The sequence below is a fragment of the Streptomyces sp. NPDC005485 genome, assembly GCF_040606085.1.
In the GTDB taxonomy this organism is placed as follows: Bacteria; Actinomycetota; Actinomycetes; order Streptomycetales; family Streptomycetaceae; genus Streptomyces.
Map to the genome: position 1 here is coordinate 17,523 of NZ_JBEXDZ010000028.1, position 24,464 is coordinate 41,986.

The window sequence follows — 24,464 nt, forward strand, 5'->3', positions numbered from 1 at the left end:
TCGATCCCCCGTCCGGGCCGGTGCTTGATGCTACCGAGCCCACCACGCCCGGCTGACCGCCTCTCGCCGAGCGTGAAACGGATCACCCATTCGAGCGAAGGTTCAGGGGTTTACGGTTTCGAGTGATTCGAAAGCGCGGGTCGAGGCGGATGCGGGTGTCGTACGCCTTCGGAGGGCGGACGACACCAGGGCCGTTCACCGCCGGGAAGGCCGACGCTCGTCCCGTCCGGGGGCGCCGGGGCCGGCCGTCCGCAGCTCAGCCGTGCAGCGTGGCCAGCCACTCCGCGTCGATCTCGCCCTCGGCGACGATCACCGCGGGGCCCGTCATCTCGATCGCGCCGTCGGGGTGTTCGGTGATCACGAGGCGTCCGCCGAGCACGTCGACGGTGTACGTCACCGGGGTCCCGGTCACGGCCGGGTCGGTGCCGTCGCGCCGGGCGGTGGCGACGGCCACCGCGCACGCGCCCGTGCCGCACGAGCGGGTCTCGCCCGCGCCGCGCTCGTGAACGCGCATCGCGACATGGCGGGGGCCGCGGTCGACCACGAACTCGACGTTGACCCCGGCCGGGTACGCCGACGCCGGGCTGAAGGGCGCCGCGTCGTACAGGCTGCCGGCGTGTGCGAGGTCGTCCACGAAGGCGACTGCATGCGGATTGCCCATGTTCACGTTCAACGCGGGCCAGCTGCGCTCGCCGACGCTCACCGTGACCTCCCCTTCGGGGAGGAGTGCGCTGCCCATGCCGACGGTGACGTCACCGTCCTTGGAGAGGTGCACACTCTTCACGCCCCCGCGCGTGGCGACCGTGAAGTCCCCTTCGGCCACATATCCGGCACGCTGGAGGTAGCGGGCGAACACACGCACTCCGTTGCCGCACATCTCCACGACCGAGCCGTCGCCGTTGCGGTAGTCCATGAACCACTCCGCCTCGGCGGCCATCTTCTCGGCCTCGGGGTGCGCGGCGGACCGTACGACATGCAGCAGACCGTCGCCGCCGATGCCCGCGCGGCGGTCGCACAGGGCGGCCACGGCGGACGGGGACAGGTCGATGGCGTTCTCCGGGTCCGGGACGATCACGAAGTCGTTCTCGGTCCCGTGGCCCTTGAGGAAGGCGATCCGCGTGCTCATTCCTCGATCGTACGGGTTCGGTACGACAGCGGACCGCTCCCGTCCAGGAGGCGGACCGGCCCCGGTCGGCGGCCCGTGCGGTGCCCGGACTCAGCGCAGGCGGGCGACCCGCCACACGGCGAGCACTGCCACCGCGCCCACGACCACGGCGTAAGCGATCACGATCCGCCAGTCCGGTCGGCGGCCGGAGCCGCGCTGCGGGAACCCCGGCCAGGTGGAGCCGACCCGGCGGGCCGCCATCATGCCCCAGCCGGCCGCGCAGGAGCAGATCAGCAGGCCGAGCATGGCGACCACGGCACCGCCGTCGCCGAACTCGAAGGCCAGCGGGAAGGCGAACATCAGCGAGCCGACCGCGGCCAGCGTCACGATGGGCGCGAGCTGCCAGATGCGCATCCGGCGCTGCGGGCGCAGCTCGACCTCGACCTCGGGCTCCGGGGACATCTCACCCGGGCCCGGACCGTCGGCGGTCACGCCGCCGGAGGTCTCGTCGGGCCCGTCCGGACTCAGTCGGTCCCCGATCAGATCCTGCGGTTCCTGCTGCTCTTGCGCGGTGTCGTGCTCCGCGTCCTGTGCGGTGTCGCGAGGGCCGGCCTCCATCGCCACGCGCCCTCCCAACTAGGACTCCACTGGTCGATCGAAGCTCGATGATGGCACGGCGCCAGAGGCCCGGACGGCGGCCGGAGCGTCCCGATGCCATGACGTGATCAGGCTGTAACCGGTCGTTCGACCAACGCCAGTGCGAGCTCAGGGAGTTCTGTGAGATCCGCCGCAGCGCCGCTCAGCCAGTGCACCCGCGGATCCCGCCGGAACCATGAATCCTGGCGGCGCGCGAAGCGTTTGGTGGCGCGTACGGTCTCGGTGCGCGCCTCTTCCTCGGTGCACTCCCCCAGGAGCGCCGCGAGCACCTGCTGATACCCGAGCGCGCGCGATGCCGTGCGCCCCTCGCGCAGGCCCTGCTCCGCCAGCGCGCGCACCTCGTCCACGAGCCCCGCCTCCCACATCCGGTCGACCCTGCGCGCGATGCGCTCGTCGAGTTCGGGGCGCGCCACGTCGACACCGATCTGCACGGTGTCGTAGACGGAGTCGTGCCCCGGGAGGTTGGCGGTGAAGGGCTTGCCGGTGATCTCGATGACTTCGAGGGCCCGGACGATGCGGCGGCCGTTGCTGGGCAGGATCGCGTGACCGGCGCCGGGGTCCGCCGCGGCCAGCCGTGCGTGCAGCGCGCCGGAACCGCGCAGGGTGAGCTCCTCCTCCAGACGTGCCCGCACCTCGGGATCCGTGCCGGGGAACTCCAGGTTGTCGACGGCTCCTCGGACGTAGAGCCCGGAACCGCCGACCAGGACGGGCCAGCGCCCCTCGGCGAGCAGGGCGTCGATCCGGGCCCGCGCGAGTCTCTGGTACTCGGCGACGCTCGCCGTGACCGTCACGTCCCAGATGTCCAGGAGGTGGTGCGGGACTCCGCCGCGTTCCTCGGGCGTCAGCTTGGCGGTGCCGATGTCCATCCCTCGGTAGAGCTGCATGGAATCTGCGTTGACGACCTCGCCGCCGAGGCGCTGGGCGAGGAAAACGCCCAGATCGGACTTTCCTGCCGCGGTCGGTCCGACGACGGCGATGACCCGCGGTGCGGGGGCTGCACTACTCACCGACCCAGTCTCGCAAACCTCGGGGCCTCTCCTCGAACGAGCGACGTGACGGCACGGGTCCGGGGTCGTTCCCAGTTGCGAGGTTCCAGCCGCCGGTTTTCGAGTACCGGTGACCCGGGCGACGCAATGGGACGCACCGGGTGACGCGGGATTTCGCCCTCACGAGTAACGTATGGAGTGGATATGAGCGTTTTTGCACGACTTCTCCGGAGGTCGAAGGCCACGGAGGAGGCGTCAACCGCCGAGGTGCAGGCCGACACTCTGACGCCCGAACCCGCGGCGGACGCGGCGGAAGAGGTGAAGGAGTCGTCCCGGACCGAGACCGAGACTGAAGCAGAGGTCGAGGCCGAGGTCGAGGCCACGGCGGAGGAGACCGTCGAGGCCGCCACCACGGAGGACGTCGAGATCCCGCAGCAGCAGACCGCCGAGAAGGCCGCCGACAACGAGGCGGGCGAGAGCGCCCGCAAGTAACTGCCCCGCGAGGGAAGGTGGAGCATGGGTCTCCTGGACAATCTCAAGGCCAAGCTGGCCCCGGCCAAGGACAAGGTCTCCGACCTCGCGCAGCAGCACGGGGACAAGATCGGGCACGGTCTCGACAAGGCCGCCAAGGTGGTCGACGAGAAGACCAAGGGCAAGTACAGCGAAAAGATCCAGACGGGCACGGGCAAGGCCAAGGGCGCCATGGACCGCCTTGCGCACAAGGAGGGCGGCGGCACCACGCCTCCGACGGACGGGCCCTCGTCGCCTCCGGCTTCCTGAACGGCACGCATCGCCGGACGGCCGTGGAGCACGGGCTCCCGGCCGTCCGCCGTGTCCGCACCGGGCCGTACGGCGGCGGTCGGGGCTGACGCCGGCAGGCCGTCAGGACCAGGTCGCCACCATGTACCCCACCCCGTAGGGCGCGTCCTCGTAGAGCAGCGCACCGGCGAGTCCCGCGCCCTCCGCCGCACCGGCGAGTCCCGCGCCCTCCGCCGCACCGGCCAGCACCTGCCAGGGGGCTCGCCCGGACACCTTCAGCTCGTACGCCAACTCGGCGTCCAGCGTCTTCAGGGCCCCCACGTCCGCCGTGCCCAGCGCCCGTGCGAGCGCCGCGTCGAAGGGCGCCGCGCGCTCGTCGAGATACCCCGGTGCCTTGAGCGTCCGGCAGGCGCTGCCGTCGCCCATCACCAGCAGGGCGACCCGCCCGGCCCGCGCGGCGAGCCCCGCACCGGCCTGGAGGCACCGGTCGGCCGCGAGCGGCTCCCCCACACCGAGGCCTTCGACGGACGCGCAGGACCAGTCGGTACGTTCCAGCAGCCAGGCGGCGACGGCGAGCGAGGGCGGAAGCTCACGCTCCGGCTCCGCCGACTCCGCCGGTGCCGGCTTCCCGCCTCCCAGACGTACGCCGAGGTCCACGCCGAAGCCGCGGAAGAAGCCCGGCGCGCCCTGCGGAAACGGTCCGCGCCCGCTCTGCTCGGCGGGCCCCACGACGATGAGGCAGTCCGGGCGCGAGGCGGCCAGCACGCCCAGGGCGTCCGCGCAGGCGGCGCGCGCGGCGTCGAGCTCGGGCGCCGCGCCCGCGGCGACCTCGGGCACCAGCAGGGGCGGACAGGGGCACACAGCGGCGGCGACAAGCATGATCGGCAGCGTACGCGCTCCGTGGCTTCGGTCGCTTCGGTCGCTTCAGTAGCTGATGGTTCCCGAGTCCCACTCCAACTCGGTGATCAGGAAGTGGTACGCAAAGATGCTGCCGGACAGTCCGTCACCGATCACCATCCAGCCGTCATCGGTGCGGAAGCGGCGCAGCCGCACCGGATGGCTCGGATGTGTCGGCTGATAGAGCCGTACGAACTCCCCGAACCGCTGCACGGCCTCCTCGCGGGTGCCGTCCACCGTGGCCATCGTCGGGTACGGCTCGCGCGCGTAGACCCCGGCCGGCTTCATCAGGAGCAGCACCCAGCGGGCCGTACGCCCGTCCCCCGTCGTCATGACTCTCCCTCGTCAGTCGCAGCCGCAGCCGCTGCCCGTCGCGACCGGCAGCGCCTGCGGAACGCCGATCTTCGGCAGGCCCAGCATCACACCCGCCGGCTTCGCCGCCTCGGCGGCGTTGCGCTTCTCCCAGGCGTCCCCCGCGCGCGTGCGACGCACGTTCAGGGTGGCGCCCTCGGCGAGCAGGTGGTGCGGAGCGGCGTAGGTGATCTCGACGGTGACCACGTCGCCGGGGCGGACCTCCTGGTCCGGCTTGGTGAAGTGCACCAGGCGGTTGTCGGCGGCGCGGCCGGAGAGGCGGTGGGTGGCGCCGTCCTTGCGGCCCTCGCCCTCGGCGACCATCAGCTCAAGGGTGCGGCCGACCTGCTTCTTGTTCTCGTCCCAGGAGATCTCCTCCTGGAGGGCGACGAGACGCTCGTAGCGCGCCTGGACGACCTCCTTGGGGATCTGGCCTTCCATGGTGGCCGCGGGGGTGCCGGGCCGCTTGGAGTACTGGAACGTGAACGCCTGCGCGAAACGGGCCTCGCGGACCGCGTGGAGGGTCTGCTCGAAGTCCTCCTCGGTCTCGCCGGGGAAGCCCACGATGATGTCCGTGGTGATCGCCGCGTGCGGGATCGCCGCGCGGACCTTCTCGATGATCCCGAGGTACCGTTCCTGCCGGTACGAGCGGCGCATCGCCTTCAGGACGGTGTCCGAGCCGGACTGCATCGGCATGTGCAGCTGGGGCATCACGTTCGGCGTCTCGGCCATGGCCGCGATGACGTCGTCCGTGAAGTCACGCGGGTGCGGTGACGTGAAGCGCACGCGCTCCAGCCCCTCGATCCTGCCGCAGGCCCGCAGCAGCTTGCTGAACGCCTCGCGGTCGCCGATGTCGCTCCCGTAGGCGTTGACGTTCTGCCCGAGCAGCGTGATCTCGGAGACTCCCTCGCCGACCAGCGCCTCGATCTCGGCGAGGATGTCGCCGGTCCTGCGGTCCTTCTCCTTGCCGCGCAGCGCCGGGACGATGCAGAAGGTGCAGGTGTTGTTGCAGCCGACGGAGATCGACACCCAGGCCGCATACGCGCTCTCGCGGCGTGTGGGCAGCGTCGAGGGGAACGCCTCGAGGGACTCCGCGATCTCGACCTGCGCCTCTTCCTGCACGCGGGCGCGCTCCAGAAGGACCGGCAGCTTGCCGATGTTGTGCGTGCCGAAGACGACGTCCACCCAGGGGGCCCGCTGCACGATGGTGTCGCGGTCCTTCTGGGCGAGGCAGCCGCCGACGGCGATCTGCATGCCGGGGCGCTTCGTCTTCATCGGGGCGAGGCGGCCCAGGTTGCCGTACAGCCGGTTGTCGGCGTTCTCGCGTACGGCGCAGGTGTTGAAGACGACGACATCGGCGTCGCCGTCCGCACCCTCGGGCGCGCGCACATAACCGGCGCCCTCAAGGAGGCCGGAGAGCCGTTCGGAGTCGTGGACGTTCATCTGGCACCCGTAAGTGCGCACTTCGTAGGTCTTGGGTTCCTGAACGTCCACTGCCTGGCTCCGGTCGCTGCTGCTCATGTGACAAGGGTAGGCGGTGCCCGGAGTGCCTCCCGTCCCCCTAGGCTCCGGGGGCCGTCCAGCCCTGGCGGCTCAGGATCTCCGAGACGTCCGGCGCACGGTAGTGCTCCCCCTTCAGGACCTTGCCGTCCGCCCGGCGGGCGACATGGCCGTCGGGGCCCAGCTTGGTCATGTTCGCGCGGTGGATCTCGGCGATCACCGCGTCCAGGTCGATGCCGTGGACGAGCGCGGTGCCGTACGCCACGTAGACCACGTCGGCCAGCTCGTGCGCGAGCCGGTCCAGCGGGCCGCTCACCGCCACCTCGGCGACTTCGGCGGCCTCCTCGGCGAGCAGCTCACCGCGGTGGGCGGCGAGCTCCGGGGAGACCTCCGTCGGCACGTTGCGGGCGTCGAGCCCGAAGGCGACGTGGAATTCACGGACCAGGGAGGCTGGAGAGGGCTGCATCCGCCGAGCCTACCGAGCGGTGGGAGACCCCCTGCGGGGCCGGGCCTGGTCAGGACGGCTCCCGGGCTGGCAGGATCGCGCGCATGTTCCAGGCACTCCCCCGTATCGGCCGACGCGGCGCACTGCTCGGCTCGGCGGCCGCCGCCGTGGTCCTAGGGCTGCTGCTGTGGTGGCTGCTGCCGCTGGGCGAGGAGTCGCCGAGCGGGTCGATCACATTCAGCACCGGCACACCGACGGGGGTCTACCAGAAGTACGGCACGATGCTGCAGGACGAGTTCGCCAAGGACATGCCGAACCTGGACGTACGGCTGCAGAACAGCGACGGGTCCCAGGAGAACGTCCGGCGGGTGGCCACCGGGCAGGCCGACTTCACCATCGCGGCGGCCGACGCCGTGGAGACGTACATGCTCCAGGGCACGCCCGGTTCGGACATGCTGCGCGGCTGCGCCCGTCTCTACGACGACTACGTGCACGTGGTGGTCCCGCGCTCCTCGTCCGTGAAGTCCGTGGCGGACCTGCGCGGCAAGAAGGTCGCCGTCGGGCCGAGCGGCTCGGGGGTGCGGCTGATAGCGGACCATGTCCTGCAGGCCGCGGGGCTCGATCCCAAGGAGGACATCGTGCCGCTCCCCGACGGGATCGGGACCATGCCCTCGCTGCTCAAGCAGCACAAGATCGACGCGTTCTTCTGGTCGGGCGGTCTGCCGACGAGTGCCGTGCAGAAGCTGTCGCAGAGCTTCAAAATCAAGCTGGTGCCGATCGGCAGCGACCTGGTCGAGAAGCTGCACCAGCAGGGCGGCGCCTCCAGCTACTACCGGGCCGCCGTGATGCCGGCCGACGCCTACCCCAAGGCCCAGCTGGGCGAGTCCGTGCAGACGGTGGCGGTGGCGAACCTGCTGATCACGCGCGAGGACTCGGACCCCAAGCTCACCGAACAGCTCACCCGCACAGTGATCAACAGCCGCGACCACATCGGCGCCGTGGTGCACGCGGCCCAGCTGGTGGACCTGCGGACGGCCGTCTACACCGACCCCTTGCAGCTGCACGAAGGGGCACGGCGCTACTACCGCTCGGTCAAGCCGTAGCCCTCTCCCGGCCTGCTCCTCGACCCCGCAGGGCCCCTGTCAGGCGCCCGGCGACCTCGGCACCGTCACCGTCACCTTCAGGCCGTGCGGCGCGTGATGGGCGTACGCGATGGACCCGCCGCCGGCCGCGAGGAGCACCCGGGAGATGGACAGGCCGAGTCCCGAGCCCTTGATGTTCTGGTGGCCGGCGCTGCGCCAGAAGCGGTCGCCGATGCGGGCCAGCTCCTCGTCGGTGAGACCGGGGCCGCCGTCGGTGACGACGACGGTCGACACCTCGCCGTTCGAGGAGACCGCCACCTCGACGCTCTCCCCTCGCGGCGTGAACTTCAGCGCGTTGTCGATCACCGCGTCCAGTGCGCTGGACAGGGTGACCGGATCGGCCCAGGCGGTGGTGGCCGGGCACTTCCCCGCCAGGTGTACGCCCTTGCTCGCCGCGAGCGCCGCCCAGGACGCGACACGTTCGGCCGTCAGCTCGCCGATGTCGGTGAGCCGGAGGTCCGCCTCGGCGTGCTCGGCGAGGGCCAGGTCGAGGAGGTCGTCGAGCACCTCGGCGAGACGCTTGCCCTCGGTGCGGACCGAGGCGATCTCCTCGTTCCCCTCGGGCAGTTCGAGGGCGAGCAGCTCGATGCGCAGCAGCAGCGCCGAGAGCGGGTTGCGCAGTTGGTGCGAGGCGTCGGCGACGAAGGCGCGCTGCTGCTCCAGAACGTCTTCGACGTTGTCCGCCATCTCGTTGAACGACCGGGCCAGGCGCCGGAGTTCCGGCGGCCCGCCGGCGGCGGCGACCCGGGACTTCAGACGTCCGGTGGCGATGTCGTGCGTGGTGGCGTCGAGGACGCGGACGGGCCGCAGCACCCAGCCGGTCAGCCGCAGTGCGGCGCCGACGGCGAGCAGCATCGCGGCAATCTCGCCCGCCCCGATGAGCAGCCAGCCGTGCAGCGTCTTCGAACGCATCTGTCCGGTGGGCGAGTCGGTGACGACGACGCCGATGACGTCACCGTCCCTGATCACCGGGGACGCGACGACCAGCCGGCTGCGCTGCCAGGGCCAGACCTGCTTCGGATCGTGGCTGCGGCGCCCGAGGAGCGCCTCGTCGAAGGCGTCCCGGCCCTCGCCCTCGTCCGGGAGGAACCAGTCGTCGGGCGCGTTCGCCATGGGGTCGTGATTGCGGTAGAAGACGCCCGCTCGGATGCCGTACACGTCGTAGTAGGCGGCAAGTTCCTTCCTCAGGGTCTCGCGGCGTTCGTTCGTGGATCCCGCCGGAGCGCCGGAGGGCCGGTCGGTGACGAACTGGGCGAGGGCCGCGAAACGCGCCGTGTCGTCGATGCGGTCGACGACCACCTTCTGCTGCTGTGCCGCCGCGAGGCTCACCGCGAGCGGGATGCCGAGCGCGAGCAGCACGGCCGCCATCAGGACGATGAGCAGCGGAAGAAGGCGTGTGCGCACCCGTACCCGCTACGACACCGGGGCGACGAGCCGGTACCCGACGCCGCGCACGGTCTCGATCAGCGCCGGCATGTGCAGCTTGGAGCGCAGGGACGCGACATGCACCTCCAGGGTGCGCCCGGTCCCCTCCCAGCTGGTGCGCCACACCTCGCTGATGATCTGCTCCCGGCGGAAGACCACGCCGGGGCGCTGGGCCAGCAGCGCGAGAAGGTCGAACTCCTTGCGGGTCAGTTGGACAACCGAACCGTCCACGCTGACCTGGCGGGTGGGGAGTTCGATGTGCACGGGCCCGAGCCGCAGGGCGGTCTCCGCGGGCGACGCGCCGTCGTCGTGCGCATTGCGGCGGCTGACGGCGTGGATGCGGGCGAGGAGCTCGCCCGTGTCGTAGGGCTTCACTACGTAGTCGTCGGCGCCGAGGTTGAGGCCGTGGATCCGGGAACGTACGTCCGAGCGTGCGGTGACCATGATCACCGGGGTGCTGGTGCGCTTGCGGATCTTGCCGCAGACCTCGTAGCCGTCCTGGTCGGGCAGGCCGAGGTCGAGCAGGACCACTCCGAAGCCGGCGCCTTCCGGCACCAGCGCCTGGAGCGCCTCCTCGCCGCTGCGGGCATGCGTGACGTCGAACCCGTGCCGCGCCAGCACCGCGGACAGGGCGGCGGCGACATGGTTGTCGTCCTCGACGAGCAGCAGTCTCATCCCGGCCCCCTCCGGTTCATCGGTCGTACGGTCTCGGCTTGTAGAACGGTCGTACGGTCTCGGTCTGCTCAACAGTCGTGCGCTTCCCTGTGCTGAACGGCTGCACGCGCGCGTGCACCATGGCAGTCATTCCGATGGACGAGGACGACGTCAAGAGGGTTCCGGTTGCGGGCGGCTTCCGTTACCCAACGGGTACGCGACCCGCAGCAGCCATTACGTGGAGTATCCGCACGCTATCGGATCGTTATGCTCAATTTCCCCTCAGATGTAATGACGCTGGTCGCACGGGGTCACTACTGTCCTCCGCAACCGAGGAGGACGGAGCCAAAAAGCGATGACCGAAGTATCGGTGGCCAAGGACGCCGTGGCCGCGACCGAGGAACTGGTCGTCCTGAAGAGCGTCAACAAGCACTTCGGCGCGTTGCACGTGCTCCAGGACATCGACCTGACGATCGCCCGTGGCGAGGTCGTCGTGGTCATCGGGCCCTCCGGGTCCGGGAAGTCCACCCTGTGCCGCACCATCAACCGCCTGGAGACGATCGACTCGGGCGCCATCTCGATCGACGGCAAGGCACTGCCCGACGAGGGCAAGGCACTCGCCCGGCTGCGGGCCGACGTGGGCATGGTCTTCCAGTCCTTCAACCTCTTCGCGCACAAGACGGTGCTCGAGAACGTGATGCTGGGCCAGATCAAGGTCCGCAAGGCCGAGAAGAAGGCCGCGGAGGAGAAGGCCCGGGCGCTGCTCGACCGCGTCGGTGTGGGCACCCAGGCCGACAAGTACCCCGCCCAGCTGTCGGGCGGCCAGCAGCAGCGCGTCGCCATCGCGCGGGCGCTGGCGATGGACCCCAAGGTCATGCTCTTCGACGAGCCGACCTCGGCACTCGACCCCGAGATGATCAACGAGGTCCTGGAGGTCATGCAGCAGCTCGCGCGTGACGGCATGACCATGATCGTCGTCACCCACGAAATGGGGTTCGCTCGTTCGGCTGCGAACCGTGTGGTGTTCATGGCCGACGGCCGCATCGTCGAAGAGGCTGTGCCGGACCAGTTCTTCAGCAATCCGCGCAGCGACCGGGCCAAGGATTTCCTGTCGAAGATCCTGCACCACTAGGTCCCGCGTTCCACCACTGAAGGCCTGCGTTCCCACCACCGAAGGCCTGCATCTCTTCACCACTCAAAGGATGTTCACCATGAAGCTCCGCAAGGTCACCGCCGCCTCGGCCGTCGTGCTCGCGCTCGCGGTCACCGCCACGGCGTGCGGTTCGGACGACAAGAAGGACGACAGCGGCTCCTCGGGCGGCAAGACGATCAAGATCGGCATCAAGTACGACCAGCCGGGCCTCGGGCTGAAGGAGCCCAGCGGTTCTTTCTCGGGCTTCGACGTGGACGTGGCGACGTATGTGGCCAAGCAGCTCGGTTACAAGCCGGACCAGATCCAGTGGGTGGAGACCAAGAGCGCCGACCGCGAGAACGCGCTCGCCCGCGGCGACGTGAAGCTCATCGCGGCGACGTACTCGATCACCGACGAGCGCAAGCAGAAGGTCGACTTCGCGGGTCCGTACCTGCTGGCCCACCAGGACCTGCTGCTCAAGAAGGACTCGGACATCTCCAAGGCCACGGACCTCAACGGCAAGAAGCTGTGCTCCGTGACCGGCTCCACCTCGGCGCAGAACATCCACGACACGATCGCCCCGAAGGCCAACCTCAAGGAGTACAGCGGCTACTCGGAGTGCATCGCCGCACTCCAGAGCGGTGCCGTGGACGCGGTCACCACCGACGACTCGATCCTCGCGGGCTTCGCCGCGCAGGACAAGTACAAGGACCAGTTCAAGCTCGCCGGGCTCAAGCTCAGCAACGAGAACTACGGCATCGGTGTGAAGAAGGGCGACACCGCCACCGTGAACAAGGTCAACTCCGCTCTGGAGAAGATGGTCAGCGACGGCTCGTGGCAGAAGGCGGTCGACAAGAACTTCGGCCCGGCCAGGTACAAGAACGAGAAGGCGCCGAAGATCGGCCAGCTCGTCAAGTAGGACAAGCCCTCGGCTAAGCAAGCCCTCGGCCCTGCAGGGTGCCTCTGGCGCGCCGCCGCCCGCCGCGATCACGGCGGCGGCGCGCCACGCCGTCCTCGTACGCCACATACCCGGAAGCGCGGGAGATCGTGTTCGATTTTCTTCAAGGTTATGACGTCCTAGGGGCGTTCTGGATGACGGTGAAACTCACCGTCCTCTCCGCCGTCGGCTCCCTGGTCTGGGGCACCCTGCTGGCCGCGATGCGGGTCAGCCCGGTCCCGTTGATGCGCGGGTTCGGCACCGCCTATGTCAACATCGTCCGGAACATCCCCCTGACGGTCATCATCCTGTTCAACTCCGCCGGCCTCGCTGACATCTTCGGCGTGACGATGGGCGCGTCCGACTTCAAGATCCAGGGCTTCCGTCTTGCGGTGCTCGGACTGGTTGCCTACCACGCGGCCTTCGTGTGCGAGGCGCTGCGTTCCGGCATCAACACCGTGCCCGTCGGACAGGCCGAGGCAGCCCGCGCGATCGGGCTGAGCTTCAGCCAGACGCTGCGGCTCGTCGTGCTGCCGCAGGCGTTCCGTTCAGTCATCGGTCCGCTGGCCAACGTACTGATCGCGCTGACCAAGAACACCACCGTGGCGGCCGCGATCGGCGTCGCGGAGGCCGCCTATCTGATGAAGACGATGATCGAGAACGAGGCTCAGACACTGCTCATCGGCGCGGTCTTCGCCTTCGGGTTCGTGGTTCTGACCCTTCCCACCGGCCTCATCCTCGGCTGGCTGGGCAAGCGACTGGCGGTGAAGCGATGACCTCCGTTCTCTACGATGCTCCCGGCCCGCGGGCCAAGCGACGCAACGTCTTCTTCTCAGCGATCTTCGTCATCCTGCTCGCCCTTCTGATGTGGTGGATCTGGCGGACACTGGACGACAAGGGCCAGCTGAAGTGGTCCCTGTGGGAGCCTTACACGACGTCCGACGCCTGGACCACGTATCTGCTGCCTGGCCTCGGGAAGACGCTGAAGGCCGCCGCGCTGTCCATGATCATCGCCCTTCCGCTGGGTGCGTTCTTCGGTATCAGCCGCCTGTCCGACCACCGGTGGGTCCGCGTGCCGGCCGGCGTCGTGGTCGAGTTCTTCCGTTCGATCCCCGTGCTGCTGCTGATGCTGTTCGCCAACGAGTTCTACTCCCGCTATGCGAACGTGAGCAGCGACAACCGGCCCCTGTACGGAGTCGTCACCGGCCTGGTGCTCTACAACGCCTCGGTCCTCGCCGAGATCGTACGGGCCGGCATCCTCGCGCTCCCCAAGGGGCAGACGGAGGCCGCCTACGCAGTCGGCCTGCGCAAGGGCCAGACGATGACCAGCATCCTGCTCCCGCAAGCGGTCACGGCCATGCTGCCGGCCATCGTCAGCCAGCTCGTCGTCATCGTGAAGGACACCGCGCTGGGTGGCGTGATGATCGGCTACACCGAGCTGCTCAACACGCGCAGCACCTTCGCGGCCAACTACGCCAATGTCATCCAGAGCTTCGTCGGGGTGGCGCTCATCTACATCGTCGTCAACTTCCTCCTCACGAGCTTCGCAAGCTGGCTGGAGCGCAGGCTGCGCCGCAGCAAGCGGAGCACCGGCGCGGTCCTCGGGGCCGCGGATGTGGAAGAGCTCAACGCCGCCGAGGTCGGGGGCACTTACGGAACCGGTTCCGGCGGCACGATCTGACATGCATCCGATAGAGCTGTGGTCCGCCGGGATATCGGCGGACCCAGTCATACGCAGGGCCAAGCCTGGCAGGCCATCTGTGAACCGTTTCAGCTCGCTGGCTGGTCGGGTGATCCGGAAGCCTCAGCCGGGACGCCCGCGTACGCGGGCGAGGCTCCTGGCTCGTTGAATCGGGTATCTCACCAGAACTCACCCCACAGGAACCCTTGTTGGTCCCCCATCGCCGGATGGTGACGGCCGACTGGCCCACACCGCCGGCGACGACCGACATCTGGAGATGCCGGGCTGGCTTACTGAGCGTTTGGTTCTGTTTGCGCTCGATGTGTCAGGGCTTCTCGGCTCCGGCATCATGGGACGGGAGACATTCGTGAGTCGGCTGCTGGTGATGCGGCAGCAGAGGAATCCAGACCTCCGCCAAGGTGCACGTGGCCGACCAGGGCACCGACGCCGGGAATCGGATCATCGGCCGCAAGCGCCGCCTCGACTGCGACACCCTCGGCCTGCTGCTGACCCGTGCTGGTCACCACCGCCAGCGTGTCCGACACCCCGGCCGGCGTGACCCTGCTGTCCCGCATCGCCGCCGCCTACCCCCACGTGACCAAGGGGCTGGGCCGACGCCGGCTACCGCACCACCGCCATCGACCACGGCGCCGGCATCGACGTCCAGCCCGTGCAACGCCCCCCGGGAGCACGCGGATTCACGATCATTCCGAGACGATGGACGATCGAGCGCAGCATCGGCAGGCTCATGCACCACCGCCACCTCGCCCGTGACTACGGGACCCGCCCACACCGCACCGACGCCATGATCCACCTCGCGATGATCGACCTCATGGCCCGCAGACTCATAGGCGAAGCCACCTTCAAGTGGCGCGGAACCTAACCCGGGACCAAACACAAATCCCCGGACCAAACGTCAGTTAAACGGTGGCCTACGTACTGAGGCGGACGAATGGCTTGTAGCAGCAAATTGCTGCGGCGAGGCCGAGAAAAGTCAGGTAGTTGCCGCATCACGTCCAGATACGGGGCAGGAGAGAACAGAGCCAGCGCTAGCACGAAATACACCACCAGCCGGGCCAGGAGCAGGCGCTTGCGTTGCCCCACACGACCGCAGGCGGCCACCACCCGATCCACCAGACCTGGCGGATAGACCCAGGTCAACAGGCCTAAACCCGATAACTCAGAGACGCTTGCAGCCACCCGAACCACCCCCGGGACCACTACACAGCAGCCTACGCCCGCAAGCCAACGCAACGGCATTGCGTCCAGACCGCCGCGTTTGTGCGAGGTCAAGGTGGTGCCTTTGAGAAAGTGCAGCGGCGCAGGCCTTTGGTGTTTTGTTGGGGCCACGCTGCCACGTGCTGTGGGCATCGGCGAAAGTAGATCTCCAGGCTGGTATCAACGCGGAGTTGAGCGTGCTGGGCCGTCTCCGCACCCTGGTTCCGAGTCAGCGACTTGCAGAGCTGTTCGAGCAAGGTAGATCGTCCCACCCACGGCGTCGCACACGGCTTCGACTCTGTGCCCGGCCAGTGCCGGGCCGTTTTTGATGCGGGCCACCGTTTTCGGACATGGGCGAATATCGCGGCAGCGCCGCGAACCGGGTAGCTCGCTCGACCACGGTGCCGATCACGAACTGTCCAGGCCGACAATGAGGTCGCCTTCGCAGTGTCCGGGCACCGCCCGATCCTCAGCCTCGGCTGCGATGCTCGCCCCTTCGAGCGCAGGCCCCTTCGAGGGCAGCTCGCGCCGCCGCGGCGACGGGAGGCCCGCTGCACCACTGGATCACGTACACCTGATGCACAGTCAAGTGACGGAGGTAGTGGCGTGATCGCCACTACCTTCGTCACTTGACGCAAGCACTGGCAATGGGTTGCATACGTTCTGTGATCGCGCACCCCGCTCCAACTGCCTGTTCCCGTACGTCCCCCAGGACACCGCTCCGGGCAGGGGGCACCGCGCCGTGGACCCGGTGATCATCGTCGGAGCGGGGCCTGTCGGGCTGACGCTCGCCCTTGCGCTGGCACGCCAGGACGTTCCTTCCGTGGTTCTCGACGAAGGTCCGGGCAAGGACGAGCAGCGGCTCGCGCGCAGCGTCGTACTGCGTGAGGACACCGCCGCGCTCGTGGAACGGCTGACCGGCTTGCCGCTCGCGGAGGCCGGATTCCGTTGGGCCGGATGGCGGTCGGTGCGGCGCAAGCAGGTGATCCGCGAGATCACGTTCGACGACACCGATCCGGCGCCCGTCCACATCGCCCAGCACGTCCTGACCACCGCCCTGCGCGAGGCCGTCGCCGACGAGCGGCTGGTCAGGCTCACCACTGACAGCCGCCTCGACTCCGTCGAGCAGGACCCGTCGGGTGTCACCGCGCACACCCGCGGCCCCAAGGGCACGTGGTGGCGTGGCAGTTACCTGGTGGGCTGCGACGGACCGCGTTCGACCGTGCGCAAGCTCCAGGACATCCGCTTCCCCGGCCGCACGGCCGTCGAACGACACGCCGTGGCTGCCCTGCGGACGGAACTTCCCTGGCCCGGCGAGGCGTTGCTCCATCGGATGCCGCCCTGGCGGACGGCGGGCCCCTCGGCCGGGGAGGTGACCGGCCGCCCGCTGCCCGACGGCGTGTGGCGCCTGGACTGGCTGCTGCCGCCGGGCAAGGACCTGGTCACCCCGGACCTGCTGTTGGCACGCATCCGGGAGACCCTCGCGGGCTGGAGCGGGGGCTCCACACCGCCGTACGAACTGCTCGACACCGGCGTCCACACGATCCACCACCGCCTCGCCCGCCGGTGGCGCGCAGGCCGCGTCTTCCTCGCCGGGGACGCCGCCCACCTGCTCGGCGCGCTCGGTACGCAGGGCCTGGACGAGGGCTTGCGGGACGCCGACAACCTCGCCTGGAAGCTGGCGCTGGCGTGGCACCACGGACCGCACGACAAGCTGCTGGACAGCTATCAGGACGAGCGACGCGCGGTCGTCGCGGCCCGGCTGCGCGCCGCCGACCAGGCACTGCCCCTCGTACGCGGTGGCGCGGGCCTGCGCGCCTACGTGCCCGGCTCGGCCCGCGGTCACGACGCGCTGCTCACGGACGGCCACCTGGGGCAGGGCCCGCTCGGTGCGCCGGGGGCGTACGCCGATTCGCCGCTCGCGCCTCCGTACGCCGAGTCGGCGGTCGCCGTGGACACGGAGCCCGGGGCGCCGGCCGCCGATGTGCGGGTGACAGCCGAGGACGGCTCCTTTGTACGGCTGCGGGACCGGCTCGGACGCGGCGCGCTGCTGGTGGTGCTGATCGCCCCCGGTACGGGCGTGTGGGAGCGCAAGCACTGGGTCACGGCGGGGATCATGCCGCGGCTCGCGGCCGCCGTCACCGCGCTGCCGCACCCCGCTGAACTGCTGGTCACGGAGAGCTACCCGGGTGCGCCCGCGCACACTGTGCTTCTCCTCCGCCCCGACGGGCACCTGGTCACCGCGCTGAGCGGGGTGCGCCCGGCCGATCTGTACGCGGCGGCGGAGGCCACTGTGGGCGGTCCTGCCCGCACGGAGGCGGCGACGGGGGCGACGGCCGGCAAGAGCTGAGGGGCCGGTGCCCAGCCGCTTCTGCGCTGGCCCGGCGCCTGCGATGCCGACCTGAGCTGGAGTTCTTCCGATCCTGTAGTCACGCTGTGGTCCACATAGTGACGGTGAGTTGACCGGTCTGCACCGGCATGGTGTACTCCGGATCGTGACCGACACCTGTGTGCGCCTGTGGCGGAGGGTCCATATGGACCTCGTCCGCTATGCGGGCTGCGTGTGTCGCCCGTCCTGCTGATTCGCATCCCTTCCCTCGCGCGCCCGGCCCGTGACTGCCGCGCGCCCTCCCGCGAACGCTCAGGACGGCCCCCTTGTCTGCGTCACCCTCTGTCTCCCTCCCTGCTTCCGCGCCCGTCCGGCCCCCCACCCAGGCCGAACTGCTCGACTTCGTGCGCCACGCGGCGGCCGACGCCGAGCTGATCTCCTCGCTCCCGCTCGACCCCGAAGGCCGTACCTGGGTGCGCCTCGAAGGCCCCGGCGGCAGCGAGGCCTGGCTCATCGGCTGGCCACCGGGCACCGGGACCGGCTGGCACGACCACGCCGAGTCCGTCGGCGCCTTCCTCGCCGCATCCGGCGAACTCAAGGAGAACTCGCTCGCCGCCCGCCTCCCCGCGGACGGCTGGAAAACCCTGGAACTCACCGAAGGAGTGGACCGGGAGCGCAGGCTGACCGCCGGCGAGGGGCGCGCCTTCGGCCGTCACCACGTCCACGAGGTGCTCAACGAGTCCACCGACGAGCACGCGATCTCCGTCCACGCCTACTATCCACCCCTGCCGCGGATCCGCCGTTACAGCCGCACCGGGCAGGTACTGCGTCTGGAGCACGTCGAGCGTCCGGAGGACTGGCAGTGAGCACAGAGGCCGAACACCCCGTGGGCATAGACGAGTTGCTGGAGCGGGTCCGCGAGGGCCTCGACCGCGTGGAGGCCAAGGAGGCGCACGACGCCGCGCAGGCGGGCGACGCACTCCTGGTCGACATCCGGTACGCCGCCCTGCGCGACCGCGACGGTCTGATCCCCGGCGCCCTCGTCGTCGAGCGCAACGAACTGGAGTGGCGCCTCGACCCCCAGGGCAGCCACCGGGCCCCTGAGGCCACGAGCCACGATCTGCGCATCGTGGTCGTCTGCAACGAGGGCTACGCGTCAAGCCTGGCCGCAGTGTCCCTGCAGCAGTTGGGCCTGCACCGGGCGACGGATCTGGTGGGCGGTTTCCAGGCGTGGAAGGCGGCCGGGTTTCCGGTGACGAGGTAGCAGATGCCTTTGACGAGGTAACAGCGGCTTTTACCGGCAGTACGCAAGGGTGGGCGCCCCTGTTGTAAGGGGCGCCCACCCTTGCGTACTGCCCCTTACCGGTTACTCCTTGGCCGTGGCCACCGTGACGGCGCGGACCTTCAGCGCCACACGGCCCGGCAGCGTGGTGGCTACGAGGGCGAGGAGGCCGGCGGTCGCAACGACGGCGACGTACAGCAGAGGGGTGACTGCCGGAGCCGCGCTGCCCGTCATCCCGACGCTGAAGGCGGTGAGGACAGCGAGGGCGATACCGCTGCCCAGGACCGTCGCAAGGAGCAGGACCGACAAAGCCTCGGTGCGCAGCATCCGCAGCACCTGGCGGCGGGTCGCCCCGGCGAGGCGGAGCATCGCGAACTCCCGGACGCGTTCGGAGACCGACATCGCCAGGGTGTTGACGACGGCGATGGCGGTGAAGGCCAGGACCAGCCCCATGGCCAGGTAGTTGACCTCGGCGTTCGCCTGCTGACGGTCCGCCTGGATCGAGTCGGCGGCGGTCGGCGCGATGACATGGACGGCCGGGAACTCACGGAGCGTAGTCGCGAGTTGTGTCTGTGTACGGCTGGTGCTGACCAGGACGGAGGCGGCGAGAGGGTTGTCGACATGGCGAGCGACCAGGTCATGGGCGAACGTGAGGTCGCCGAAGCCGAGTCCCCTGGCATAGACGGCGGCGACGGTGAGGGTGACGGGCGTGCCGTCGCCGAGGGTGAGCTTCAGGGTGCTGCCGGGCTTCAAGTGGTGCTGATCGGCAGCGAGTTCACTGACGGCGACCGTGGTGGCCTTCAGGGCGCTCAGTGATCCGGCGGTGACGTCCGGGTCCCAGGTGCGGGTGAGGCCTGCGGTGGTGACGCCCTGGGCCGCGTACTTGTCGAGTCCCACGCGGACCGTCGTACGGACCACTTCGGTGGCGGTGTCGTGCTGTGTGCGCAGCAGTCGGGCGACCTCGGCGGGGACACCGGGGCCCTGGGCGGCCAGCACCCAGTCGGCGCGGATGCCTTCGCGGGCCTGGGCGCGGGCCGCGTCGCCGAGGGTCGGCTGAACGAAGAGAACCGTGCAGGTCATGCCGATGAGCAGGGTGAGAGGGGTGACGACGGAGGCCATACGGGCGGCGTTGCCGCGCAGGTTGGCGCGTGCCAGGCGGCCACCGGGACCGGTCAGTCGCAGCGGACGGGAGAGCAGTGCGGCGGCTGCCCTGACCAGGAGCGGGCCCAGCAGGGCGACGGCGGAGGAGAGGACCACGACGGCGAGGAAGGTCACGGGAGTCGAGGCGGGTTCGGTGCGAAGGATGCTGAGCACGGCGACAAGGACGGAGCCACCGGCGAGCAGCGCGAGTCCGGCGAGGATGCGTCCCCATGCGGGGCGGGTGGGCTCGGCCTTCGCTTCGGCGAGTGCCTCGGCCGGGCGGATCCGGGTGACGCGCCGGGAGGAGACACGGGCGGCGGCCCAGGCTCCGAGGAGGGTCGCGGCGACCGCCGCGAACAGCGGGAAGACGCTGACGGTGTGCTGCAGCGTGGCCGGGACGGCACCCATGGCGACGAACCGGCTGTGCAGCCAGCTGCCCAGTGGCAGCCCCGCGAGGGCTCCGAGGACACCGGCCGCCGCGCCGACCAGCAGTGCTTCGCGGCCGAGGAGTCGGCGGATCTGGCCTGGTGTGGCGGCGATGGCGCGCAGCAGGGCGAGTTCACGGTGGCGCTGCTGAACGGAGAGCGCGAAGGTTCCGACGACCACGAGGACGGCCACGAGCAGCGAGGTGCCGCCCATCGCACCGCCCATACTGACCAGCTTCGTCCGGGCGTTGGCCGCGTCCAGGAACTCGACCGGGCCACGGCCGTCGCCCGCGCCGACCTGAGCGGTGGTGCCGTGCAGGGCCTTCGCGACGGACTGCTTCAGCTCCACGGCATCCGTGCCCTTGGTGGGGATCACGCCGAAGGCGGTGACCTGTCCGGGGTGCGCGGCGAGACGCCGGGCCTCCCGCGCCGAGAAGAACAGGGAGGTCTGATGGTTCACGGACCGGGCGGGCGCCGCGATTCCGCTGACACGGTAGGTGCGCGGCGCCTGTGTCGACTGGACGGTGAGACGGTCGCCCGGCCGGAGGTGCGCGCGCAGGGCGAGGTGGCGGTCGATGACGACGTCATCGTCGGCCTTGGGCGCGGTGCCGGTGGTGAGCGTGTACGGGGTCAGCGCGGCGGAGTCCCAGGCATGGCCGTAGGCGGCTCTGTTCTTCTCTGCCGCGACTTTCGGCATCAACGGCTGGGCGAGGAAGGTCAGTTCGGGGAGGACACCGCCCACGCCCGGTGCCTGGCGAATGCGTGCGGCGAGGTCGTCGGGAAGCCAGGCACGTTCGGCGATCGGCTTGGCCTTGTGCTTGACCTTGGTCTTGCCCTTCTTGTGCTTGACCGTCGTTTGGTGGACGTTCTGGTCGGCGGAGACCACGACGGGGGTCGCGGCATAGCGCTCGGTGCTGATCGTGCCGCGCAGTCCGGTTTCGAGGAGGGTGCCGCAGGCGGTGATGAGGGCGGCCGCGCACATCAGGGCGAGGAAGGCACCGAGGAAGCCGCCCTTGCGGGCTCGGACGGTCTTCAGTGCGTAGCGCAGCATCATGACTGGTCGCTCTCTTTCTCGGGAGCCGGGAAGGCGAGGAAGCGGGTGAGCACCGTGCGGGCGCCGGGCGGAGTGTCGGATTCGGGGCGCTTGTAGCGGTTGTGGAGCGCGATGTACTCCTCGAAGAACTCGCGGAGTTCGGGGAGCGTGAGGCGCACGGTGCCGCGCGAGTACGGGAAGGCGTCGGCCCAGGGGTCGTCGTCCGCGTCCCGTCGCAGTTGTGCCTGCTCGAAGAGTTCGAGGTCGGCGGCGTACGCGTGATGGTTCAGCTCGTCCATCACCAGCCGCATCTCGGGGCTCTGGCGGCTGCGCGGCGGGAAGCGCCGGTCACCGGGTACGGCACGCCACCAGCGCTCCCGGCCGTGGCCGGACGCCCCCTCCGGTTCCGCCGTTTCCTCCACGAAGCCGTGCCGGGCGAGTTCGCGCAGATGATAGCTGGTGGCTCCGGTGTTGAGCCCCAGGGCCCGGGCGAGCGTCGCGGAGGTGGCGGGGCCGTGCAGGGTGAGGTGCTGGAGCATCCGCTGCCTGCGGGGCTGCGCGAGGGCTTTGAGCGTGGCGAGGTCGGAGAGCTCGATGGGGGTGCTCGGTGTCTCCGGGGGTTCGGTCGCGCCGGGTTGCTGTGCCATGCGTACACAGTCGCCTGTGCACAGATACCTGTGCACTGCGGTGACCTGGCATCTTGAGCCGGGGGTTAACCCCACCCCGGCGAGGCGGAGTTGGGCATCATCGCCCGGGCGGGAAAGACACCGGCCGGAGCGGGAAATGCACCCGTTGGGAAACACGTCCGGGCCCTGAACGCGATCGGCGCCCCCGCGCGTCTACCGTGTTCAGGGCCCGCGATCGGGCTGCCGACCGGTGACCGTCATATCTCGGCTGTCATATCTCGGCTGTCGGCTGTCGGCTGTCGGCTGTCGGCTGTCGGCTGTCGGCTGACTATCGGCTGTTGGCCGCTGATCTCGTGGGACTCAGGATTCGGAGCGTCATGGTTCGCGCCGCCCCGGTTCGGCCCCGCGGGTTCCGTGGGGGGCGGTCCCGGGACCTCCGTATCCGTGGGACCACCGCCGAGGTCAGAACGCCTCGTCCGCGAGCCCGTCCGTGTCCTCGCCCTCTTCTTCCAGCGCCTGCCGGACCACTCGTAGGGCCATGCCCTCGCCGTAGCCCTTGCGGGCCAGCATGCCCGCAAGGCGGCGCAGGCGCTTGTCACGGTCGAGGCCGCGCGTGGAGCGCAGCTTTCGGGCGACCAGCTCGCGGGCGGTCGCCTCCTCCTGGTCCGAGTCGAGCTGTCCGACGGCCTCATCGATCAGCGTCGAGTCCACGCCTTTGGTCCGCAGCTCCCGCGCGAGCGCCCGCCGGGCCAGACCGCGGCCATGGTGCCGCGACTCCACCCAGGCTTCCGCGAAGGCACTGTCGTTGATCAGGCCGACCTCTTCGAAGCGGGACAGCACCTCGTCCGCGACGTCGTCAGGGATCTCGCGCTTGCGCAACGCGTCCGCGAGTTGCTTCCGCGTGCGCGGGGTCCCGGTGAGCAGGCGCAGGCAGATCGCCCGTGCCCGCTCAGCCGGGTCCCCTGGGGGCTCCCCCTTCTCGGCCCTCGACGAGGAAGGGAGGCCTCCGTCCTGTGGGTCGCCGGACGGCTCGCCGAAGCCACCGCCACGCCGCCGACGCCCCCGCCCGCCGTGCGGTCCTCCGTCACCGCGCCGACCACCGCCGCGGCGCGAGCCTTCGCTCGACGAGCGGTGGCCGCCCGACGGGCTGTCGCCGCGGCGGGAGCCGCCGTACGACCCCTCGCCGTCCGGAACTTCGCCGTCCGGATCGGCTCCGTACGCGTACGGCCCATCGCCACCCGGGTCGCCGTCACGCCACCCGTCGCTGCCGTACGCCCCGCCACCGTCTCCGGCCGAGCCGTCGTCGGCCCCGTGCCCCTGCCCCTCCGGGGTCACGGGGTAGGCGTACTCGGCCCAGTCCGTTCGTCGTGTCATTGACTGACTCGCGGACTAGCTCTTGGCCACCGCGGCCTTGGACTTGGCCGCCTTGGCCGCCGGGGCGGGCACCGTCTTGGCTGCGTCGTCCGGAGCGGCCGAGACCGCCGCGTCCACACCCGGTTCGGCGGCGGGCTCCTGCGGCTTCACACCGACGCCCAGCTTCTCCAGGATCTTCTTCTCGATCTCGTTGGCGAGGTCGGGGTTGTCCTTCAGGAAGTTACGGGCGTTCTCCTTGCCCTGGCCGAGCTGGTCGCCCTCGTACGTGTACCAGGCGCCGGCCTTGCGGACGAAGCCGTTCTCCACGCCCATGTCGATCAGACCGCCCTCGCGGCTGATGCCCTGCCCGTAGAGGATGTCGAACTCGGCCTGCTTGAAGGGGGGCGCGACCTTGTTCTTGACGACCTTGACGCGGGTGCGGTTGCCGACCGCGTCGGTGCCGTCCTTCAGCGTCTCGATACGGCGGATGTCGAGTCGCACCGAGGCGTAGAACTTCAGGGCGCGGCCACCCGTCGTCGTCTCCGGGGAGCCGAACATCACGCCGATCTTCTCGCGTAGCTGGTTGATGAAGATGGCGGTGGTCTTCGACTGGTTGAGCGCGCTGGTGATCTTCCGCAGGGCCTGGCTCATCAGACGGGCCTGCAGACCCACGTGCGAGTCGCCCATCTCTCCCTCGATCTCCGCACGCGGGACGAGCGCGGCGACGGAGTCGATGACGATGAGGTCGAGCGCGCCGGAGCGGACGAGCATGTCGACGATTTCCAGGGCCTGCTCGCCGTTGTCCGGCTGGGACAGGATCAGGTTGTCGATGTCGACGCCGAGCTTCTTCGCGTACTCGGGGTCGAGGGCGTGCTCGGCGTCGATGAAGGCCACCTGGCCGCCGGCCCTCTGCGCGTTCGCCACCGCGTGCAGCGTCAGCGTCGTCTTCCCGGAGGACTCCGGGCCGTATACCTCCACCACTCGGCCGCGCGGCAGGCCGCCGACACCGAGGGCGACGTCGAGCGCGGTCGACCCTGTGTGGATGACCTCGATGGGCTCGTTCGGCCGCTCGCCGAGGCGCATCACCGCGCCCTTGCCGAATTGCCGTTCAATCTGTGCGAGTGCGGCGTCGAGCGCCTTCTCGCGGTCGGTTCCTGCCATGGGTTCCACCCGGTTTGCTTGAGTCGATCGCTTCACGTCAAAGACGCTAACGCCTGCCACTGACAATGCGCCCCGACGCCCGTCCGGCCTGTGGATAACTCGGGCACATCTCCACGAAAACCCTCTCGAAATCCCCATCGAGAGGCTCGCCGGAGACTCCATGAGAATGGATGTTCGATTTTGGTGTCAAGCGCACCACGCGGCACCTCCGAGACTACGTTCACGG

Annotated in this window: 26 protein-coding genes; 12 read left to right on the forward strand and 14 right to left on the reverse strand. The window is 69.8% G+C overall.

The features are described from left to right. Positions 1-256: 256 nt before the first annotated feature. The 3 genes from dapF to miaA form a co-directional block, all read right to left on the reverse strand. On the reverse strand, positions 257-1,126 hold the full coding sequence (gene dapF / locus ABZS97_RS12455; protein ID WP_356136635.1) for a diaminopimelate epimerase: 870 nt from the start codon (positions 1,124-1,126) through the stop codon (positions 257-259). 90 nt (positions 1,127-1,216) lie between these two features. Continuing rightward, on the reverse strand, positions 1,217-1,723 hold the full coding sequence (locus ABZS97_RS12460) for a hypothetical protein (RefSeq protein ID WP_356136728.1): 507 nt from the start codon (positions 1,721-1,723) through the stop codon (positions 1,217-1,219). A 107-nt stretch (positions 1,724-1,830) separates the two neighbouring features. After that, a complete protein-coding gene (gene miaA / locus ABZS97_RS12465) occupies positions 1,831-2,769 on the reverse strand; it encodes a tRNA (adenosine(37)-N6)-dimethylallyltransferase MiaA (protein ID WP_356136637.1) in 939 nt (312 codons plus the stop codon). 183 nt (positions 2,770-2,952) lie between these two features. Between miaA and ABZS97_RS12470 the strand changes: the two genes are divergently transcribed. Continuing rightward, positions 2,953-3,240, forward strand: a complete 288-nt coding sequence (locus ABZS97_RS12470; RefSeq protein WP_356136639.1) for a hypothetical protein — start codon at positions 2,953-2,955, stop codon at positions 3,238-3,240. Positions 3,241-3,264: 24 nt separating this feature from the next. After that, the gene (locus ABZS97_RS12475; RefSeq protein WP_356136641.1) at positions 3,265-3,528 is read left to right on the forward strand and encodes an antitoxin; all 264 of its coding nucleotides are present in this window, start codon (positions 3,265-3,267) and stop codon (positions 3,526-3,528) included. A gap of 102 nt (positions 3,529-3,630) precedes the next feature. On the opposite strand, the gene ABZS97_RS12480 is transcribed toward ABZS97_RS12475, so the two are convergent. Genes ABZS97_RS12480 through ABZS97_RS12495 form a run of 4 tightly spaced genes read right to left on the reverse strand, consistent with a single transcriptional unit; the run spans position 3,631 to position 6,721 of the window. Further along, positions 3,631-4,386: a class III extradiol dioxygenase subunit B-like domain-containing protein gene (locus ABZS97_RS12480; protein ID WP_356136643.1), complete on the reverse strand. Its 756-nt coding sequence runs from the start codon at positions 4,384-4,386 to the stop codon at positions 3,631-3,633. 45 nt (positions 4,387-4,431) lie between these two features. Further along, positions 4,432-4,737, reverse strand: a complete 306-nt coding sequence (locus ABZS97_RS12485) for a hypothetical protein (protein WP_356136645.1) — start codon at positions 4,735-4,737, stop codon at positions 4,432-4,434. Positions 4,738-4,749: 12 nt separating this feature from the next. After that, entirely contained in the window at positions 4,750-6,276 is a 1,527-nt protein-coding gene (miaB, locus tag ABZS97_RS12490; RefSeq protein WP_356136647.1) for a tRNA (N6-isopentenyl adenosine(37)-C2)-methylthiotransferase MiaB, read from the reverse strand. Between the two features lie 40 nt (positions 6,277-6,316). Further along, a complete protein-coding gene (locus tag ABZS97_RS12495; protein WP_356136649.1) occupies positions 6,317-6,721 on the reverse strand; it encodes a MazG nucleotide pyrophosphohydrolase domain-containing protein in 405 nt (134 codons plus the stop codon). Positions 6,722-6,804: 83 nt separating this feature from the next. On the opposite strand from ABZS97_RS12495, the gene ABZS97_RS12500 reads away from it, so the two are divergent. After that, positions 6,805-7,803, forward strand: coding sequence for a TAXI family TRAP transporter solute-binding subunit (locus ABZS97_RS12500; protein WP_356136651.1), 999 nt, complete (start codon positions 6,805-6,807; stop codon positions 7,801-7,803). 39 nt (positions 7,804-7,842) lie between these two features. On the opposite strand, the gene ABZS97_RS12505 is transcribed toward ABZS97_RS12500, so the two are convergent. Together ABZS97_RS12505 and ABZS97_RS12510 are read right to left on the reverse strand one after the other, a co-directional pair. Beyond that, positions 7,843-9,246 carry a HAMP domain-containing sensor histidine kinase gene (locus tag ABZS97_RS12505; protein WP_356136653.1) on the reverse strand — a complete coding sequence of 468 codons (1,404 nt, stop codon included), beginning with the start codon at positions 9,244-9,246 and terminating at the stop codon, positions 7,843-7,845. Positions 9,247-9,255: 9 nt separating this feature from the next. Further along, positions 9,256-9,942 (reverse strand): response regulator transcription factor, encoded by a 687-nt coding sequence (locus ABZS97_RS12510; RefSeq protein WP_356136655.1) that lies wholly within the window; start codon positions 9,940-9,942, stop codon positions 9,256-9,258. Positions 9,943-10,276: 334 nt separating this feature from the next. On the opposite strand from ABZS97_RS12510, the gene ABZS97_RS12515 reads away from it, so the two are divergent. From ABZS97_RS12515 to ABZS97_RS12535, 5 genes are all read left to right on the forward strand, one after another. Beyond that, entirely contained in the window at positions 10,277-11,053 is a 777-nt protein-coding gene (locus tag ABZS97_RS12515) for an amino acid ABC transporter ATP-binding protein (RefSeq protein ID WP_356136657.1), read from the forward strand. Between the two features lie 79 nt (positions 11,054-11,132). Next, positions 11,133-11,972, forward strand: coding sequence for a glutamate ABC transporter substrate-binding protein (locus ABZS97_RS12520; protein ID WP_356136659.1), 840 nt, complete (start codon positions 11,133-11,135; stop codon positions 11,970-11,972). Between the two features lie 128 nt (positions 11,973-12,100). Then, positions 12,101-12,766: an amino acid ABC transporter permease gene (locus ABZS97_RS12525; protein ID WP_356136661.1), complete on the forward strand. Its 666-nt coding sequence runs from the start codon at positions 12,101-12,103 to the stop codon at positions 12,764-12,766. After that, on the forward strand, positions 12,763-13,671 hold the full coding sequence (locus ABZS97_RS12530) for an amino acid ABC transporter permease (protein ID WP_356136663.1): 909 nt from the start codon (positions 12,763-12,765) through the stop codon (positions 13,669-13,671). The genes ABZS97_RS12525 and ABZS97_RS12530 overlap by 4 nt, the downstream gene beginning before the upstream one ends. Before the next feature lie 748 nt (positions 13,672-14,419). Beyond that, positions 14,420-14,554 (forward strand): hypothetical protein, encoded by a 135-nt coding sequence (locus ABZS97_RS12535; protein ID WP_356136665.1) that lies wholly within the window; start codon positions 14,420-14,422, stop codon positions 14,552-14,554. Here the strand turns inward: ABZS97_RS12535 and ABZS97_RS12540 are convergent. Further along, complete coding sequence (locus tag ABZS97_RS12540; protein ID WP_356136667.1) at positions 14,551-15,042, reverse strand: transposase domain-containing protein; 492 nt, start codon at positions 15,040-15,042, stop codon at positions 14,551-14,553. The two genes, ABZS97_RS12535 and ABZS97_RS12540, sit on opposite strands and share 4 nt — an antisense overlap. Positions 15,043-15,631: 589 nt before the next feature. Between ABZS97_RS12540 and ABZS97_RS12545 the strand changes: the two genes are divergently transcribed. The 4 genes from ABZS97_RS12545 (at position 15,632) to ABZS97_RS12560 (ending at position 18,482) form a co-directional block, all read left to right on the forward strand. Continuing rightward, complete coding sequence (locus ABZS97_RS12545) at positions 15,632-17,239, forward strand: FAD-dependent monooxygenase (RefSeq protein WP_356136669.1); 1,608 nt, start codon at positions 15,632-15,634, stop codon at positions 17,237-17,239. Between the two features lie 160 nt (positions 17,240-17,399). Beyond that, positions 17,400-17,471 (forward strand): putative leader peptide, encoded by a 72-nt coding sequence (locus ABZS97_RS12550; protein ID WP_309544753.1) that lies wholly within the window; start codon positions 17,400-17,402, stop codon positions 17,469-17,471. 73 nt (positions 17,472-17,544) lie between these two features. Continuing rightward, positions 17,545-18,084 (forward strand): cysteine dioxygenase, encoded by a 540-nt coding sequence (locus ABZS97_RS12555; protein WP_356136671.1) that lies wholly within the window; start codon positions 17,545-17,547, stop codon positions 18,082-18,084. Continuing rightward, positions 18,081-18,482 (forward strand): rhodanese-like domain-containing protein, encoded by a 402-nt coding sequence (locus ABZS97_RS12560; RefSeq protein WP_356136673.1) that lies wholly within the window; start codon positions 18,081-18,083, stop codon positions 18,480-18,482. Before ABZS97_RS12555 ends, ABZS97_RS12560 begins: the two co-directional genes overlap by 4 nt. Before the next feature lie 102 nt (positions 18,483-18,584). On the opposite strand, the gene ABZS97_RS12565 is transcribed toward ABZS97_RS12560, so the two are convergent. The 4 genes from ABZS97_RS12565 to recA all read right to left on the reverse strand — a co-directional run bounded on the left by ABZS97_RS12565 (position 18,585) and on the right by recA (position 24,238). Then, positions 18,585-21,119, reverse strand: coding sequence for an ABC transporter permease (locus ABZS97_RS12565; RefSeq protein ID WP_356136675.1), 2,535 nt, complete (start codon positions 21,117-21,119; stop codon positions 18,585-18,587). Further along, positions 21,116-21,745 (reverse strand): helix-turn-helix domain-containing protein, encoded by a 630-nt coding sequence (locus tag ABZS97_RS12570; RefSeq protein WP_356136677.1) that lies wholly within the window; start codon positions 21,743-21,745, stop codon positions 21,116-21,118. The genes ABZS97_RS12565 and ABZS97_RS12570 overlap by 4 nt, the downstream gene beginning before the upstream one ends. A 441-nt stretch (positions 21,746-22,186) precedes the next feature. After that, positions 22,187-23,098, reverse strand: a complete 912-nt coding sequence (recX, locus tag ABZS97_RS12575; protein ID WP_356136679.1) for a recombination regulator RecX — start codon at positions 23,096-23,098, stop codon at positions 22,187-22,189. A gap of 15 nt (positions 23,099-23,113) precedes the next feature. Continuing rightward, on the reverse strand, positions 23,114-24,238 hold the full coding sequence (gene recA / locus ABZS97_RS12580; protein ID WP_356136680.1) for a recombinase RecA: 1,125 nt from the start codon (positions 24,236-24,238) through the stop codon (positions 23,114-23,116). Positions 24,239-24,464: the final 226 nt, after the last annotated feature.

Bases quoted from the DNA above. Each gene is read 5' to 3' on its own strand.
- ABZS97_RS12565 (WP_356136675.1), bottom strand. From the start codon at position 21,119: ATGATGCTGCGCTACGCACTGAAGACCGTCCGAGCCCGCAAGGGCGGC.
- ABZS97_RS12570 (WP_356136677.1), bottom strand. From the start codon at position 21,745: ATGGCACAGCAACCCGGCGCGACCGAACCCCCGGAGACACCGAGCACC.
- ABZS97_RS12460 (WP_356136728.1), bottom strand. From the start codon at position 1,723: ATGGAGGCCGGCCCTCGCGACACCGCACAGGACGCGGAGCACGACACC.
- dapF (WP_356136635.1), bottom strand. From the start codon at position 1,126: ATGAGCACGCGGATCGCCTTCCTCAAGGGCCACGGGACCGAGAACGAC.
- ABZS97_RS12540 (WP_356136667.1), bottom strand. From the start codon at position 15,042: ATGCCCACAGCACGTGGCAGCGTGGCCCCAACAAAACACCAAAGGCCT.
- ABZS97_RS12470 (WP_356136639.1), top strand. From the start codon at position 2,953: ATGAGCGTTTTTGCACGACTTCTCCGGAGGTCGAAGGCCACGGAGGAG.
- ABZS97_RS12510 (WP_356136655.1), bottom strand. From the start codon at position 9,942: ATGAGACTGCTGCTCGTCGAGGACGACAACCATGTCGCCGCCGCCCTG.
- ABZS97_RS12515 (WP_356136657.1), top strand. From the start codon at position 10,277: ATGACCGAAGTATCGGTGGCCAAGGACGCCGTGGCCGCGACCGAGGAA.
- ABZS97_RS12500 (WP_356136651.1), top strand. From the start codon at position 6,805: ATGTTCCAGGCACTCCCCCGTATCGGCCGACGCGGCGCACTGCTCGGC.
- miaB (WP_356136647.1), bottom strand. From the start codon at position 6,276: ATGAGCAGCAGCGACCGGAGCCAGGCAGTGGACGTTCAGGAACCCAAG.
- ABZS97_RS12480 (WP_356136643.1), bottom strand. From the start codon at position 4,386: ATGCTTGTCGCCGCCGCTGTGTGCCCCTGTCCGCCCCTGCTGGTGCCC.
- ABZS97_RS12520 (WP_356136659.1), top strand. From the start codon at position 11,133: ATGAAGCTCCGCAAGGTCACCGCCGCCTCGGCCGTCGTGCTCGCGCTC.
- recA (WP_356136680.1), bottom strand. From the start codon at position 24,238: ATGGCAGGAACCGACCGCGAGAAGGCGCTCGACGCCGCACTCGCACAG.
- ABZS97_RS12485 (WP_356136645.1), bottom strand. From the start codon at position 4,737: ATGACGACGGGGGACGGGCGTACGGCCCGCTGGGTGCTGCTCCTGATG.
- ABZS97_RS12535 (WP_356136665.1), top strand. From the start codon at position 14,420: ATGCACCACCGCCACCTCGCCCGTGACTACGGGACCCGCCCACACCGC.
- ABZS97_RS12475 (WP_356136641.1), top strand. From the start codon at position 3,265: ATGGGTCTCCTGGACAATCTCAAGGCCAAGCTGGCCCCGGCCAAGGAC.
- ABZS97_RS12530 (WP_356136663.1), top strand. From the start codon at position 12,763: ATGACCTCCGTTCTCTACGATGCTCCCGGCCCGCGGGCCAAGCGACGC.
- ABZS97_RS12495 (WP_356136649.1), bottom strand. From the start codon at position 6,721: ATGCAGCCCTCTCCAGCCTCCCTGGTCCGTGAATTCCACGTCGCCTTC.
- recX (WP_356136679.1), bottom strand. From the start codon at position 23,098: ATGACACGACGAACGGACTGGGCCGAGTACGCCTACCCCGTGACCCCG.